Source organism: Streptomyces sp. NPDC059455, from assembly GCF_042750115.1.
In the GTDB taxonomy this organism is placed as follows: Bacteria; Actinomycetota; Actinomycetes; order Streptomycetales; family Streptomycetaceae; genus Streptomyces; species Streptomyces endocoffeicus.
Genome location: NZ_JBHYVB010000022.1, coordinates 12,275 through 26,924, shown reverse-complemented (window position 1 = coordinate 26,924; position 14,650 = coordinate 12,275). Strand labels below are relative to the sequence as shown.

12 protein-coding genes are annotated in these 14,650 nt (G+C 65.1%); 2 read left to right on the top strand and 10 right to left on the bottom strand.

The genetic code is table 11. From position 1 onward, the window contains the following. Nucleotides 1-85 precede the first annotated feature (85 nt). Nucleotides 86-907, top strand: a complete 822-nt coding sequence (locus ACFXB5_RS10620; protein ID WP_385205100.1) for a hypothetical protein — start codon at nt 86-88, stop codon at nt 905-907. A gap of 211 nt (nt 908-1,118) precedes the next feature. Continuing rightward, the gene (locus tag ACFXB5_RS10615; RefSeq protein ID WP_385205097.1) at nt 1,119-1,778 is read left to right on the top strand and encodes an HAD family hydrolase; all 660 of its coding nucleotides are present in this window, start codon (nt 1,119-1,121) and stop codon (nt 1,776-1,778) included. 90 nt (nt 1,779-1,868) lie between these two features. Here the strand turns inward: ACFXB5_RS10615 and tyrS are convergent, their stop codons facing one another. The 10 genes from tyrS to ACFXB5_RS10565 all read right to left on the bottom strand — a co-directional run bounded on the left by tyrS (nt 1,869) and on the right by ACFXB5_RS10565 (nt 14,625). Further along, a complete protein-coding gene (tyrS, locus tag ACFXB5_RS10610; protein WP_385205094.1) occupies nt 1,869-3,137 on the bottom strand; it encodes a tyrosine--tRNA ligase in 1,269 nt (422 codons plus the stop codon). A 138-nt stretch (nt 3,138-3,275) separates the two neighbouring features. Beyond that, nucleotides 3,276-4,418 (bottom strand): glycosyltransferase, encoded by a 1,143-nt coding sequence (locus tag ACFXB5_RS10605; protein ID WP_385205091.1) that lies wholly within the window; start codon nt 4,416-4,418, stop codon nt 3,276-3,278. A gap of 4 nt (nt 4,419-4,422) precedes the next feature. Further along, entirely contained in the window at nt 4,423-5,376 is a 954-nt protein-coding gene (locus tag ACFXB5_RS10600) for a phosphotransferase family protein (RefSeq protein ID WP_385205088.1), read from the bottom strand. Then, entirely contained in the window at nt 5,373-6,278 is a 906-nt protein-coding gene (locus tag ACFXB5_RS10595; protein WP_385205085.1) for a glycosyltransferase family 9 protein, read from the bottom strand. The genes ACFXB5_RS10600 and ACFXB5_RS10595 overlap by 4 nt, the downstream gene beginning before the upstream one ends. A 152-nt stretch (nt 6,279-6,430) precedes the next feature. Continuing rightward, entirely contained in the window at nt 6,431-8,113 is a 1,683-nt protein-coding gene (locus tag ACFXB5_RS10590; protein ID WP_385205083.1) for a pyridoxal phosphate-dependent decarboxylase family protein, read from the bottom strand. Between the two features lie 43 nt (nt 8,114-8,156). Next, nucleotides 8,157-8,756, bottom strand: a complete 600-nt coding sequence (locus tag ACFXB5_RS10585; protein ID WP_385205080.1) for a DUF4254 domain-containing protein — start codon at nt 8,754-8,756, stop codon at nt 8,157-8,159. A 1,918-nt stretch (nt 8,757-10,674) separates the two neighbouring features. Beyond that, a complete protein-coding gene (locus tag ACFXB5_RS10580; RefSeq protein ID WP_359534303.1) occupies nt 10,675-11,142 on the bottom strand; it encodes a PPC domain-containing DNA-binding protein in 468 nt (155 codons plus the stop codon). Nucleotides 11,143-11,180: 38 nt separating this feature from the next. After that, nucleotides 11,181-12,179 (bottom strand): asparaginase, encoded by a 999-nt coding sequence (locus ACFXB5_RS10575; RefSeq protein ID WP_385205076.1) that lies wholly within the window; start codon nt 12,177-12,179, stop codon nt 11,181-11,183. Nucleotides 12,180-12,244: 65 nt separating this feature from the next. Continuing rightward, complete coding sequence (locus ACFXB5_RS10570) at nt 12,245-13,798, bottom strand: helix-turn-helix domain-containing protein (RefSeq protein ID WP_385205075.1); 1,554 nt, start codon at nt 13,796-13,798, stop codon at nt 12,245-12,247. A 269-nt stretch (nt 13,799-14,067) separates the two neighbouring features. Beyond that, on the bottom strand, nt 14,068-14,625 hold the full coding sequence (locus tag ACFXB5_RS10565; RefSeq protein ID WP_385205072.1) for a class IV adenylate cyclase: 558 nt from the start codon (nt 14,623-14,625) through the stop codon (nt 14,068-14,070). Between the last annotated feature and the right edge of the window lie 25 nt (nt 14,626-14,650).

The following is a 14,650-nucleotide window of genomic DNA, read 5'->3' as shown; positions in this document are numbered from 1 at the left end:
CCCATCTCAGCTCGGGTCCCTCGGCACACGAGCCCCCGCTCCACACATCTCTGTATCCCGCCATCACCATCAGACAGGAAACACCTTGGCTCACGCGAGCTTGTGCACCGACCACCCTGGCTGGACCGACACCGAGTCCCGCTGCTACCGGCTGCTGTCCAACGAACAGGGCGGCACCTGGCTAGCCTCCTGGGACGGGCAAGCCCTTGACTTCATGCCCATGGCCGGCGACGGAAGCCTCCCCGACCTCACGTACACCCATCACAACCAGCTTCCCCCGGCCGTGCCACACCAGCTCGCCGATGCGCTGGCCCCCTTAGGAACAATCGTGCGCATCTCGAACCCCTCGCTATGGGACGCCCTGTGCGTGGCGATACTGCGACAGCGACAGCTCCCTCCCGGCACCAGTCGCAGGCTCTACCACCGTTGGTGCACCCTCTATGGGCCTGTCTTCGAGAGCCCATACGGAGCCCTCCACCTCGCCCCTACCCCGAAGAGGATGCTCGGCCTGCCCGACCACGCCTTCCACAGGGCCAAAATCGCCACCCTCCAGGCAAGCCTACGATCGGCCGCCCATGCCTACCTGCTCCATGCCACCGCTTGGAGACAACTCCGGGGCCACGCTCTGGTCACCGCACTGAGCGGCATTCACAAAGTCGACAGTTGGACCGCCGCCGTAGCAGCAGCCGACTACCTGGGCGATTTCGCTCTCTATCCCCGCCACGACCTCACCTTGCGTACACTCGCCCACCGCGCGGCCCCCGACGCCAGTCTTCCCGTCGCGGAAGAACCCTTCGCGCACCAGTGGACAGCCTGGACCGCCACCTCCAGCCAATTGCGCACCTTGACGCTGGCCACCCTCGCCTTCGGCAGCCACGCCTCCACCGTCCCCACCCCAGCGCAATGAAGTACCCCCCGCCCCAGCCAGCGACGAAGCTACTCTGGCGTGCGGTGACCATCACGGCGGCTTTGCCGGACGCGAGGACCACGTGCGCGATACCGCCCGCTGCCAGCCAGTCGGTCGAGCGCTACCAATGGCAGACATTGAAGAAGTGGCGAACCCGACGACGACCATACGCGGCACGGGTGTTGGTCACCGCAGGTCTACACTGCCGACCATGACGCGGAGTCCTGTCGATCTGGCGATCTTCGATTGTGATGGCGTACTGGTGGACAGCGAGCGGATATGCGTCAAAGTAGACGCGATGATCACGGCTGACCTGGGGTGCGCGTTCACCGAGGAGGAGATCATCGAGAAGTTCGTCGGCTCCTCCACCGAGGTCTACACGGCTGCCGTGGAGGAACGGCTTGGACGCCGCCTGGAGAAGAACTGGCTGCGGCAATACGAGCATCTCTACCAGGCGGCCCTCGAAGCTGACTTGACCGCTGTCGATGGCGTCGTAGAAGCCCTGAACAGCCTTGCGATGCCCGTTTGCGTTGCATCGAACACTGGTCACGCGAGCCTCAGGAGAAACCTGGAGATCGCCGGTCTGAGAGACCACTTCGAGGGGCGCATCTTCAGCGCAGCCGATGTCGCCCGAGGCAAGCCCGCCCCCGACCTCTTCCTGCACGCTGCGCGATCCATGGGTGTAGAACCCGGGCGGTGCGTGGTGATCGAGGACAGCGCGTACGGGGTTCAGGCAGCCCGTGCCGCCGGTATGCGGACTTTCGGCTACTGCGGCGGCCTCACTCCGGCCTCGCGGCTGGAAGGACCAGGCACCACGCTGTTCGACGAGATGCGCGACCTGCCCAAGCTGCTGGCCACCACTATCCACTGAACTTCTACAGTGCCTTGCTCCTGCCACTTGGCTCCGTGAGCCGGAGGCACTCCCCCGGCTCATGGCTGAGCTGCCGTCTCCCGGTCTGCTTCAGGTTCCGGTGACCTCGATGGCCGCCAGATTCTTCTTGCCCCTGCGCAGCACCAGCCAGCGTCCGTGAAGGAGCTCGTCGGCCGCGACCACGGCATCCTCGGCAGTCACCTTGACGTTGTTCACGTAGGCGCCACCCTCTTTCACAGTGCGGCGGGCGGCCGACTTGCTCGGCGCCAGGCCGACCTCAGCGAACAGGTCAGTGACCTGGCCGAGCTCGCTCACCTTGGCGTTCGGGAGCTCGGAGATCGCGGCGGCCAGCGTTGCCTCGTCGAGTTCGGCGAGCTCGCCCTGCCCGAACAGCGCCTTTGACGCTGCGATCACGGCGGCACACTGGTCGGCGCCGTGCACCAGCGTGGTCAGCTCCTCGGCGAGCGCACGCTGCGCGGTACGGGCTTGCGGCCGCTCCTCGGTCACCTTTTCGAGCTCCTCCAGCTCGTCGCGGGACTTGAAGGAGAGGATGCGCATGTACCGCGAGATGTCCTGGTCATCCGTGTTCAGCCAGAACTGGTAGAACGCGTACGGAGTGGTCATCTCCGGGTCGAGCCAGAGCGTGCCCGTCTCGGTCTTGCCGAACTTGGTGCCGTCCGCCTTCGTCATCAGCGGCGTCGCGAGCGCGTGCACCTCGGCGTGCGGCTCCAGGCGGTGGATCAGGTCCAAACCGGCCGTGAGGTTGCCCCACTGGTCGCTGCCGCCCGTCTGGAGGGTGCAGCCATACCGCCGGTACAGCTCCAGGAAGTCCATCCCCTGAAGCAACTGGTAGCTGAACTCCGTAAAGCTGATGCCCTCGTCGGACGCCAGGCGCCGGGCGACCGAGTCCTTGGTGAGCATCTTGTTCACCCGGAAGTGCTTGCCGATATCCCGCAGGAACTCGATCACGGTCATGCCCCCGGTCCAGTCCAGGTTGTTGACCATGGTCGCCGCGTTGTCGCCCTCGAAGGAGAGGTACGGCTCGATCTGCGCCCGCAGTCGGGTCACCCACTCGGCGATCGTCTCCGGGTCGTTCAGGGTGCGCTCGGCGGTCGGCCGAGGATCGCCGATGTGGCCGGTCGCTCCGCCCACGAGCGCCAGCGGTCGGTGCCCGGCCTGCTGGAGTCGGCGGAGGGTGAGCACCTGCACCAGGTGGCCGACGTGCAGGCTGGCCGCGGTCGGGTCGAAGCCGCAATAGAACGTGACAGGGCCGTCCGCGAGAGCCTTGCGCAATGCGTCCTCGTCAGTGGCATGGGCGATCAGCCCGCGCCACGTGAGCTCGTCGACGATGGCCGTCACGGTCCCGTGTCTCCTTGAGTCGCGCCTACAGTGCGGCGGCCAGTCTAGTCGTCCAGCCGGAGCTTCCGCGTTTGTGCTGGTCAGCGGCATCACGTACGGCGGAAAGGCCAAGATCACCCCACATCTGAGTGTCCTGAGTCACACAGTCCCGAACCATGCGTCGAGCATCCGGCCGGAAACAGCCTCGCTGTGATCACGGTAGTCACGCACGAGTGCTCTGCCGTTGGTCACGAATCGGGCCCGGAGTGCCGGATCATGATCAAGAGCGTCGATCGCCTGCCCGAGATCTTGCGCGGCCCGCTCGACGTCATTCTGGGAAACCATGGGATACAGCACATTGCCATCAAGCTCGTAGCCGGCGATCGGTGGCGGGGCGATAAACATCGCGGCGTTCCCGAGTTCGGGCAGGCTGCCTATCCGGTGAGCTATGACAGGCACTCCTGACTCCATTGCTTCAAGCGTGACTCGTGCGAGACCTTCCGGGCCCAGCGAAGGCACCAGCAGAATTCTGGTGCGGTTGTAGATCGTGGTGGGATCCGGGGTGAATGCGGCCACTTCGACCCTCGGTGAGGGCGGCACATACGCCGGGACATCAGGCCAGGTTTCCACGGCCAGGTAGGCATCGCTGGGGCGCTGCCGAATGAGCGCGTCCCAGACACGTCGACCCTTGATCGGGTGGTGATTGATCAATGTCAGGGATCGACTCTCTGCCCCCGAAGATGCCGGGACGACTCGTCGCTCGGGTAGGAGATTAGGGAGAACCTGCGCTGGCACACCGGTTTCGCCATGGAAGGCGTCGGCGATAGTCTCGCTGACCGCGTGCACGCTGGTCTGCCGCATCAGGCTGTAGTAGCTCCGCACCTCATCTTCAGGGTGGTCCCTGCTTGTGGGGTAGAGCTGGTCGGTCACGAGCACGGCTACCTGCCGACCGCTCGCAAGGCTCTCGTCCAGCACCGCGTGATGCGCTTCATTGAGCCGAACCGCACACGAGTTGAGCAGGATCACGTCGGGGTCCAGGCCGTTCAAAATATCTTGAAGAGCCCGCCGGTACGCACTGGCTACCTCCGGAGCACTGATGAAGGTTTCGTGGACAGTGCAACCCTGGATGGTTCGAGTTCTGCGTCCGACTCCGGGGTTCCTGCTCTGCGCGATACAGGCGAGGCTGGCCGGGTGCCCTCGGGTTATGACGCGCTTTAGTAGTTCGCGCACCTGCAAGAACAGACCATTGGTAAAGCCCTCGCGGGTGAAGTCGTCGATACTCACAAAGACGATACCGGCCATGACGTTACTCCTTGTGGGCCGCGGCAGCGGCAAAGCCATCGAGCAAGCTCCGAAGCCGGACGGCGATCTGGCTGCCGGCAGAGGGCGGGCCAGCGACGCTGAGGGGACTGGGGGCGAGCATTTTGAGGCATGCGATCGCTGAGTACAGGTCGAATACACGACGCCGATTCGGACCGACGCACAGCGGCACTGCAACCTGCTCAATACAGTCGGCCTCCGGTCCACGGGCCAGAAGTCCAGCACGAGCGACACCAAGCGGGTACAGAGAGTCACCGAATCCGACCTCGTCCAGGTCGACGATCGCCGTGACTCTCCCGTCTTCCACCAACACGTTCTGGTGGGTGGCGTCGATCAAGTAGGGCAACGGGGCGATGCCATCGAATTCGGGATGTAGCTCGTGGATGGTTCTGCGAATTTGTCCAATGGCCGGGGCCTCCCGCTGCAGGGGCGCAAGCTGATCGACGGCACCGGTGAAGTACTCCCACAGCACGTCCGACCAGCGCGGGTGGCACCGAAGGTCACCGTAACTGGCGATACCGCCGTACCCGGGACCGGGCGGGAGGCCGCGCGTGCGGTGTTGGATATCGAGCAGGTCGTCGGCAATGCTTCGCTTCTCGGCAGCCGTAAGGCCCACGTAGACGTTGCAGAGATCGGTTCCTGGGGCTTGCTCAAGGAACATGATCGGCCAGGGCAGCGCTGTCCCGCTCAGGTCCATGTGCAGCACGCGGGGAACGGGCACTCCCACCCTTGCCAGCTGGCGCCGCCAATACGCGAAGCCGGCGAAGCACTCAGCACGGTCGTGACGCGTGATCCGCGCAATCACTCGCTCACCGGACACCAGCTGCACCGTGAACACGAAGTGACTGCGGCCCATCGGGATTCGGTTCGCGGTCAGGGCCTCTTGGTTCAGGCATCGACTGGCCGCCCGCAGGACTGCCTGCTCTGCCGGCGGCTTCACGGCAGGAGCACCTCTGCTGCCTCGAGCGGGATGACATTGAGGCTGGCATAGCCTCGAAAGAATGACCAGGTCGTCTCGAAGTCGTCGGTACTGACGATCAGACCAGGCACACCGAGGCAACCCGCGAGGTGGCCCAGGCCGCTGTCGCACCCTACGAAGAGACGGCATGACAGCAGACGGGCGACCATTTCGGGAAGGTCGGCCCGGACGTAGATCAGGTCCTCGCCAAGGTAGGTCTGGGTGTCGGGGCCGCCGAGGACCCGCACTTCACCGTGCGCCGAGACCTGGTTCAGGAGCCGCCGAGCTGAGTGTCGCGATGGCGCAGTGCCGGAACGCGCATCGAGCTGGCAATACACCACATTCTCTTCGCCACGAGGCGTCGGTGCCCGGCGGAGAGGCAGCGGCGGCACTCGGTGGCGGGCTCGCCCTCCAAAGGCGTCGGTGACGGCGTGGTTGAACCGGTCAAGCCAGGGGATGCTCCATGACGATCGGGCGAAGATCGCGTCGCCGTTGATCGACTCGCTGGGCGCGGGGGCATAGCTCACCCGCTTGCACGCGAACACCTCCACTACCTCGGCAAGGATGGGCGAACCGGATACGGCAACTGATGCCACGGCGTTGTCGCGGCAGTAGTGCTCGAGGCCGGTCACGATGCCCAGTGCGTCACCGAGGCGGTTATGCCGGGCAAACCGCATCACAGTTCCCCCGGCGAGTGTTGACGGCGGTGTGTCCACCCGCGACGCGATTTTTGCTGCGTCGACGAGCTGGTCGCTCAGGCAGCGCAGCCCTCGTTGGCCGCAGCGCCAAGTCCGGGGGACTGCCGCAATGTCCACCGCGGGCTGCCGGTGGAATTCGACAAATCGCACCTCGCCAAAGCCGAACTCCTCGATGAGCTCACGCATTGCCGGCGGCCCGCTCACCTCGACTCGGGCTAGTCCATGTGTCCGGGCATAGGAGGCCAGGCCGGCGGCCAACTCGACACAGTCACGGACAGGAAGGTCGGCGGCTGCGAAGCGCGTCGGTAGCTCTTCTCGGCCACACAGCGGCGGTCGCTTCATTGAGCCTCCTCGCACGCATCTGCATGCATGTACGTAGCATCGAACTGTTGCTTGCCCCTCAGCAGGCGTATGACCAGCTCTCTGGCGTGAGCATCGGAGAAGTACGGGTTGAGGGAGTACACCCGGAGAGCGACGACCGGCTCGCCAGCCGGTGTATAGAAGGCCGCGGAGGACTTGCTCACTGCGATTTGTTCAGCGTCCGGCACCCGTTGAGTCGATAGCCACGCGAATAAGTCAGAGATATATTGGTTTATCCGGCGGACGGAGCTGGTGTCGTCGAAGTCCTCCTCGGTAGCGGCGGGGTCGTCCGGCGGGTAACAGCGCACGAACACGTCCGGGCCGTACGAATGTCTGTTGACAGCTGTCGCGTCGCGACCTGCCAAGGCATTGATGTGGCGCCGGAGCGCTTCTGCCGTTTCAAGCGCGTGGCCGAGCAGTTGCCGCATCCCCTGCTTGCCGAGAGTCTGCAAGCCAACCCAGGTCGCCACCATGTTCGCTGCCGACCTGGACGTCTCCAACGTGAAGGTCCCGGGGTTGTAGGCATCCTTGTCATGGAACAACGGGGTCATGGCTCCGCCGTCGCGGCGCAGCCGCGAGAAGTCCCGACCATCTCGCATGACGATCATGCTCGACGTATAGGGCGCGAAGCCGGTCTTGTGGAAGTCCGTTCCGAACGAGTCGGCATGCTGCACCGTTTTCAAACGCTTCACAAGACGTGACAGCTTGGCCACCACAGGAGGGCTGAAGCCGAGGGGATTCTGATGAAGGTCGTAGTCGATAAAGCAGAGGTATGCCCACCCGATGACCGTGTCTGCGTGCACATGGGGCGTGTAATCCAACCCATATTCGGCGGCCAGGCGATCCCGCATCACAGCGATCTCGCCGAAGTCGTCGACAGCCATGTTGGAAGTCGTCCCGCCCGCGCCGATGATGCATGCAAGCCGGTGGCCGCGTTCCAGCACGTCGCGGCAGGCCGCTTCCATCGACTCCAGGTCCGTGGTCTGGTCGGGTAGCGACGCAGCGGATATGTAGTTTCGGGTGCCGATCCCCAGCCACGCGCACGCGGATTTCTGCGAGTAGTGCGCCGGCCAGGACCCGACGACGGCCATCCCAGGCTCGATCCCACGCTCGGCGTGGTCGGGCTGTGCCTTGGAAATACCGACGTTGATGGCGTACAGGTTGGTCGCAGTGCCGCCGAACGTGAACAGGCCGCCTGCCCGCTCCGGGTCGTACCCCGCCAACCGCGCCAACGCCCGGGCGGAGGACAACTCAGCGGAAAGGGTCTCCGCAGCGTCCTCCCCAGTGACGCCGTTCGGCATGAACAACGACACCGCGCACAACGCTGCCAGGTTGACGAACGACGGTGGCGGAACGATGTTCTTGGCGAACATCTGGTGATGAACTTTGACCGACCCAGCGAGCCACCAGCGCAATTGGCTGAGCGCCGTCTCCGCCGTGACAGGGCTTTCCGGCAGCCATCCGTCACCCACAGGGGAACGCCCACCCTCCTGGCCGGTGCGCGGATACACGGGCCCCTCGCCCTGATGGCTCAGCGTCTCATCGAGGGCGCGGCGGAGGAGCCCGACAAGCGCATCGGCATTGGTCCCGTCGGGACGTAGGAACAGGCCGCTGCGCCAGCGCTCAAACTCATCCCCGTCCCCGAAGGAGTCAATCGTCATCGCAGATCGATTCTGGCGCTTCGGAGGAGCAACGTGACCGCGCTCATCGCGCGGACTTCCCGTAGAGCTTCATGCGCTCAGGCCGGGGCGTGCGTCGACGGCCGGACACAAGATCCTCGCAAGCGACCGCAATAGACCACACTAGATCGTCGTACTGGCGACGCAGAATCGCCACTCGCTCTGCCGTACCAGTAGCCCGCCCGACGAGTCGCTCGATGTGCATGATCCGAAGCGTCTGCACCGAGAGTCGGTCAAGCGCCGAGCCGATCGACTCCGTGAGGGGAGGCACGCCCTCATTCGCGCTCCACGCCGCATCCAAGATTCGATCGACCTGCTCGATGAGTGCATGGCGTTTGCCGTTGAGAGCGTCGATCTCCCGCTTGATGGCCGGAATCTCCCCGTCGCCAGCTTGTCGCACCCGATCCTCGGCGTCCCACTGCCGACTGTTGACTGCGTGCAGCCGGTCCAAAGCCGGCGACAACTCCGGCGAGTCAGGAAGCGGAATCCCAGCGAGAGCGTCCTCGCACCAGCCACCTTGCCCGCCTGCCACGTCGAGGCAAGATGCAACCGCCGTCATCGGAGTGCGCGGGTCGCCCTCCAACTCATCCGTGTCCTTACCCAGTCCTGCACGTGTCTCAGTCATCAATGGTGATCCCCCTTCGGTATCTCGGGAGGCTGCCTCTGTCGACCGTCATCGAAGACAGCCTTGAGCACGGCCGGAGGGTGTCCGAGAGGGGCGCGTTACTCCACGATCGCTAGGCCATGATGCCCCTGACTCAACGGCCAAAGTGACCGCTTGACATCCGTCCAGGTCCGCCCCTGCCCCTAAGTTGATCTCGTGGCACGCTAACAGTTCAGGGAGAGCCGGTGATCACGGGCCATCTTGCACCAGCGTCTGATGCCATCTGTCGCATCAGCGACCTGGCTCCGAGCCAGTGTGCGTCGACACAGTCGCATATCGTTGATCACCGCAAGCAGAACTGCGACGTTGATAGCCAAAATCATCCGGCCAGTCCTCCCCTCAGCAGCTGGCATCCCGCCCCTCTGCATAGCTCGAATCGGGTACTTCGACGGCCCCATCCGCAGTGTTTGGCGACAGGGACTTGTCCAGTGGCTGGATTCATAGCGCTCCCGCAGCGTTACGCTGGCCAACAGATTCTCCTCGCACCCACTGCCCCACTCGACTGTTCGGGACAGAGCGGTTGGGCGACCGGGACCATCCCCGCGGGCGCGGGGAGCAGGCACCGAGGTACAGGCCCGCGTTGTGCAGCTGGGGACCATCCCCGCGGGGCGGGGAGCAGGGGATCCAGGTCAGCCACTGGCAGCTGCCGTCGGGACCATCCCCGCGGGTGCGGGGAGCAGAACCAGTTCCCGGCCGGAACGCGCCGGACGAAGGGACCATCCCCGCGGGTGCAGGGAGCAGCCGTGGTCGACGATCCAGCTGTGGTCGTGGATGGGACCATCCCCGCGGGTGCGGGGAGCAGTCGGGTTCGAGGCCCTCTTCCTTGAGCCAGTGGGGACCATCCCCGCGGGTGCGGGGAGCAGAACTCGGCCAGATCGTTGATCCGGTCGAAGGCGGGACCATCCCCGCGGGTGGCGGGGAGCAGCTGATCGCTCCGGCGGAGCGGGCCGTCGTCTGGGGATCATCCCCGCGGGTGCGGGGAGCAGTTGTCCGGCGGCACGGCGTTGTGGGCCTGGGTGGGACCATCCCCGCGAGTGCGGGGAGCAGTCCAGCCGGGTCAGGAGGCGGTGGTCGAGGTCGGCACCATCCCCGCGGGTGCGGGGAACAGCGGATGGCCTGCTCGCCGCCGATCTGGTCAAGGGGACCATCCCCGCGGGTGCGGGGAGCAGGTCGCGACCTGGGGGCGGGATGCGCTCCGGCAGCTCCCACAAGAGGCAGGAGCTAGCAACCCACTCGCCAAGCTTGCAGCGATCGACGAGATGAATCCGGTGCTCCTTCACCCACTGTTCCTTCGAGCGTGATCGGTTGGTTTCCGCAGGTCAGGTATGAACTCCGTGGTGATGCGGCAGGGATGATGCGTCGTGTCGTCGCCATCGTGGAGGGGCGGCTGATGCCGTCGGTGATGGTGTTGCTGGAAGGAAGCCGAGGAACACGCTGCCCGGCAGCAGGTGGGGGTGCTGCGCGAGCAGGCCGACCGTCTGCTGGCTGAATTGAACGAGGCACGAGACGGACTTGGCAAGAGTTGGTCATCGCCCAGCATTAGGTGGGCCGGGTCCTGGCCGGACGGCACGATGCCGAGTCCGAGCGGCAGGCTGTGCCGGTTGCTGTGGCGTCGCCAGTCGAGAACACCGCGGCGACGTCGGCTGTGGAGCCAGCCAGGCCCGGAATGATCGTCCCGCGGTGGAGACCGCCGCCCGGGCACACTGGCGGCCGACTACCAAAATCCTGTCGATGCTGGCCGATGCCTGCCACCACGGACAGCCGCCGATGACCTGCAAGCAGATCACCATCGCGATGGGAACGGGCTGGCCCCGTCCAAGATCTAGGGGGTGGTGGGCTCCGCCACTGCACCGTCATCCCGCGTTCGCCCACGAGGGTCCTACTCCGGCGCGCCGAAGGTAAGCAGCGGTACGTCGTACAGAGCGTGGTTCCGCGGCCGAGTCATGTTCGGGGAGACGACTTCGATGATGAGAAGCTCGCTGAGAAACTGGACCTTGGCGCTCAGGAGGTGGCTGGTGCGGCCGTCGGCCGATTGCGCCTTCAGCCCAGCGGAAACATGGATGTGCGGCAGAATGCTTCCTGTCTCCAGATCGTGGGCAATCGTTCCGGCGCCAAATGCCTCGACGTTGGTGACATGGGTCTTGGCCCAGACCGGAGCGTCCGGGTCTTCGAGTTTCTCGCAGGCGCCGACGATTTCGGCTTCGGTAAACGCCCCGATGAATGAGGGAATGTAGCCTTGCCGAACCTCGTGGTCACGGCAGAACGCCGAGAGCGCATCGAAGAAGTCCTCGCCGTGGTCGAAGGTGACACCAAACGTCCGGCCGGTGGTCAGTTCGTGGGCGCGCATACGGATCCTCTCTCTCGGGCGGAGCTGACGTATGTGGGTCAGCGCTCGAAGACGGTGAACTTCTTGTTGATCGTCTCGCGGTCCGCGTCTTGGGCGAGCAGCGCCTGGAGCAGTATGCGTGCCTGGTAGGGGCTGAGGTGGTGGGCGGGGATGAGCCCGCGATTGATCAGGTCCGTCTCCGAGCCAGGGAAGCCGTACGTTCCGGTCAGGACGGGGCCGTTGCCGATACGCGAGGCGAGAACCACGGGGATTCGCGCGGCGAGCCGTTCGAGGCTCTCAACGAGTCGCTGAGGGACGTGCCCAACGCCGAAAGCGGCGACGACGAGCCCATCGCATCGGCCGTCCCACGCATCGATGAGCGTGCCGTCGTCGCCGAGGCTGACCGTGTACAGGCCTACGCGCGCGTCATGACTCGGCAGTACCAGGGGATCGGATCGGCGGGGCAGCGGGGCAGCCAGCCGTACGCGGTTCTCGACGACCCGGCCGACGGGGCCTGCGCCGGGCGACGTGAAGGCGGCGGGACTGGTGGTGTGGGACTTACGGACATGGTGTGCCGTATGGATCTCGTCGTTCAGGACGACCAGCACGCCAGCGCCGCGCAGCTGCGGGTCGGCGGCAGCAAGGACGGCCGCGTACAGGTTGGCGGGTCCGTCGGGCCCGGCCATGATGGGATTGCGCATGGCGCCAGTGACGATGACCGGCTGCTCGTGACCATGATGGATGTCGAGGAAGAACGCGGTTTCCTCGATGGTGTCGGTCCCTTGCGTGATCACGATCCCGTCGACGTCGCCTCCGGACAGGGTCTTGTCGATGGCCGCGCCAAGGTCTGTTAGATCGTCGAAGGTGAGTGAGGCACCGGGCAACCGCCGGAAGTCGTGCACGTGCAGGTCGATGCCGTGATCCCTCAGGCCGGGGATGGCGGCAAGGAGGTCGAAGGCGGAAAGGGCCGGTACGACACCGCCGGTGGCCGGATCCGTGGTCATGGCGATGGTCCCGCCCAAGGAGTAGACCGCCACTGTCTTTACCGCGTCCACCATCGTCCCCATCTGCCATGTCGGTTCGGTCCGAGTGGGCCTTACGCGCAGAGATCGTCCCGTGCAGGCTAACGGGTCACCTCGTGGAGGGCACCGGACTCGGCTTCGGACCGCAACTCGGTGGCCACGTACGTGCAGGCGACGTTCAAGGCGTCAAGGCTGAGGTGACGGCTGCGGGGCCGGGCAAGAGCGGTGACGCCCTCCGCCGCGAGCTGTGCGCAGCGGCGTGCTAACCATGCGCGGTCCAGGTCGAGGTAGTCCGCGGTCGCTGCCAGACGTTGCCCCGGGCTTGCCCCGGCGTTGATCGCGTGGGCCTGGGCATGACCGATAACGTCCGCGAACGTGCGTAATGTATGGGCCCCCGCCGTCAGCGCAGTCTGCGGATGGGAGCCCGTGCGTACCCAGGTCGCGATGGCTGCCCTGTGACCGGGTACGAGTGCGAAGCCCTCTGTCTGCTGGAGGTCGAGTTCATCGGTCAGCCAGGTCGTCACGCTGTAGGACTCCATCAGCGCGATCGCAAGGAACAGCAGCACGCGCTCGTGGGTGGGCGACACGGCGACCTCCTGGCGGGGGATGCAGAAGGCGCGCCCGACTCCGTTGTGGGCCCTGCGGGGAGCCGTCTCCTGGAGATAACGGTGCTTGTGCTTGAAGATCAGCCACGTGGCCGCTTCCTCCCCACGTTGTTCGCGGGTCCAGAAAACTGGTTCGCCAGCCAGTTCGTCTCTCTGGTTGAGGATGAATTCGGCGCATGCATGCGACCCGAGGAGCATCTGGGACCCCTCGGTCAGGCTGCCCGGAGCAACAGGCCCGCCGTCTCCCCCGAGCACGCGCTGCGGTGGGAGAAGCAGTGTTTCCTGGAGCTCTGTGTCGTCGCTGAGGACAGCGGAGTCATAGCCCGCGACGGCCCACAGGATTCCATAGGTCAGCTCGTCGAGTTCGTATGCGGACGGAATGGCCAGAGGAGGCCTCTTCGCTGAGCCGCGGGCTGCTTCCCGTGCGTCCATGACGAAAAACTGCCGTCTCCCCTCGACGGTGCGGTGTGCGGCGAGCAGAGCTCTGAGCGGCATCCGGCTCCATGCCTCGGTGTCCCTGTTCGGCGCGAGCCACAAGGTGTTGTCATGAAAGGACGCAGCAGGTTCTGCGAGGACAGGGATCACCGTCAGGGAAAGGTTTTGGCCGGCAGGCATGAGCATCTGGCACACTCCGTCCTGAAGCATCAGATGGCCACCAGGACCGCCCATATTCGGTAAGGGCGGCTGGTCCGCGGCGGGCAGCGGGCTCACCAATTCCCCTGGTATTCCCAGGGCCTCGCTCCATTGGGCAAATTGGCGCCGGTCGCGGATTTTCTTTCGACCACGCTCCAGTCGGCTCACTTCGGCCTGATCGATGTTGACCAGCCGGGCCACTGCCGTCTGTGACAGTCCAGTGTGCTTCCGAAAGAGTTGCACGACCACGCCGAGGTCCCAGGCGCTGATCGCGGATTCGACGACCGGGTCCGCCCAGAACTCAGGCGCAGCCCTGGGCGTCATGCCGCTCTGACAGGGCCCGCACTGCGTTCCCGCGTTGAACCGGCTGAGCTTCGCACGGCACACCGAGCACCGGCGCTCCGTCTTGCCAGCCATCTCCACCTCGCCAGTACGTGATCAGGTGAGTCCTCAGCATGCGTAGGCTGCTGCAAGATCCACTCAACGTGTGTGTGGTTCTCGGTGACCGAGCCCTGGTCGCGGGTCCGTGCCGTCGGGCAAGACCCGAGCATTCCGTGACCAGGGCGGGCCACGCGAGTGCACCGCCCGGAACGGCAATACTGGGTTGCTCTGGGCGAAGCGGTTCTGGTAGCTAGGCCCTCGGACGTACTGGGAGGGCCAGCAGTTTTGCCTGCTATAGACCGCGCCTACGGCTTCTCGGTATCAGGGAAAAGGAGGGTCGGCTCGACCAGGATGTCGCGGCCGACCTCGCTCTTGTAGATCTCATCGACGCTTCCGAACCGGGCTTCGGTGTAATCGAGATCGAGCAAGGCGGCTGCCTGGCGGACCGATGTCTCGTCGGGTCCTTCGATCTCGACGAAGGTGGGAAGGTCGGGCCAGGTGTCGAAGTCGAAGACGACCTCACCCAGACGCCACTCCTCACGGTAGTTCTCCTGGTAACGGACTTCACGCAGACCGATGTGACGCAGAATATCGGCCATGGCATACAGATCGGTGACTTCCGTCTCGATCTCGGTAGTACCGTCGATCGTGGTGGAGTCGGTGACCTGCTTGAGGGTGAGGGTCGAGCGGGTGCCTTCATCACGGAGGCGGACCCACTGGCCATTGTCGAGAGCATCGTTCTCGAAGATCTTGCGGGTGAGGAGAGTCCGGGGGAACGCGCGGGTGGCGCCGAGGGCGGTCAGCTTGGACTGGAGGTCGGTGACGTCGACGGACAAGAACTTGGCCTCGTACTCGTGGTTCATAATCCTCTTCTTCGGTCTCGGTTTC

Excerpts from the sequence above, each read along its gene's own strand:
- ACFXB5_RS10565 (WP_385205072.1), bottom strand. The coding sequence starts at position 14,625 with ATGAACCACGAGTACGAGGCCAAGTTCTTGTCCGTCGACGTCACCGAC.
- ACFXB5_RS10580 (WP_359534303.1), bottom strand. The coding sequence starts at position 11,142 with ATGCGCGCCCACGAACTGACCACCGGCCGGACGTTTGGTGTCACCTTC.
- ACFXB5_RS10590 (WP_385205083.1), bottom strand. The coding sequence starts at position 8,113 with ATGACGATTGACTCCTTCGGGGACGGGGATGAGTTTGAGCGCTGGCGC.
- ACFXB5_RS10595 (WP_385205085.1), bottom strand. The coding sequence starts at position 6,278 with ATGCGTGAGCTCATCGAGGAGTTCGGCTTTGGCGAGGTGCGATTTGTC.
- ACFXB5_RS10605 (WP_385205091.1), bottom strand. The coding sequence starts at position 4,418 with ATGGCCGGTATCGTCTTTGTGAGTATCGACGACTTCACCCGCGAGGGC.
- ACFXB5_RS10575 (WP_385205076.1), bottom strand. The coding sequence starts at position 12,179 with ATGGTGGACGCGGTAAAGACAGTGGCGGTCTACTCCTTGGGCGGGACC.
- ACFXB5_RS10585 (WP_385205080.1), bottom strand. The coding sequence starts at position 8,756 with ATGACTGAGACACGTGCAGGACTGGGTAAGGACACGGATGAGTTGGAG.
- ACFXB5_RS10570 (WP_385205075.1), bottom strand. The coding sequence starts at position 13,798 with ATGGCTGGCAAGACGGAGCGCCGGTGCTCGGTGTGCCGTGCGAAGCTC.
- ACFXB5_RS10615 (WP_385205097.1), top strand. The coding sequence starts at position 1,119 with ATGACGCGGAGTCCTGTCGATCTGGCGATCTTCGATTGTGATGGCGTA.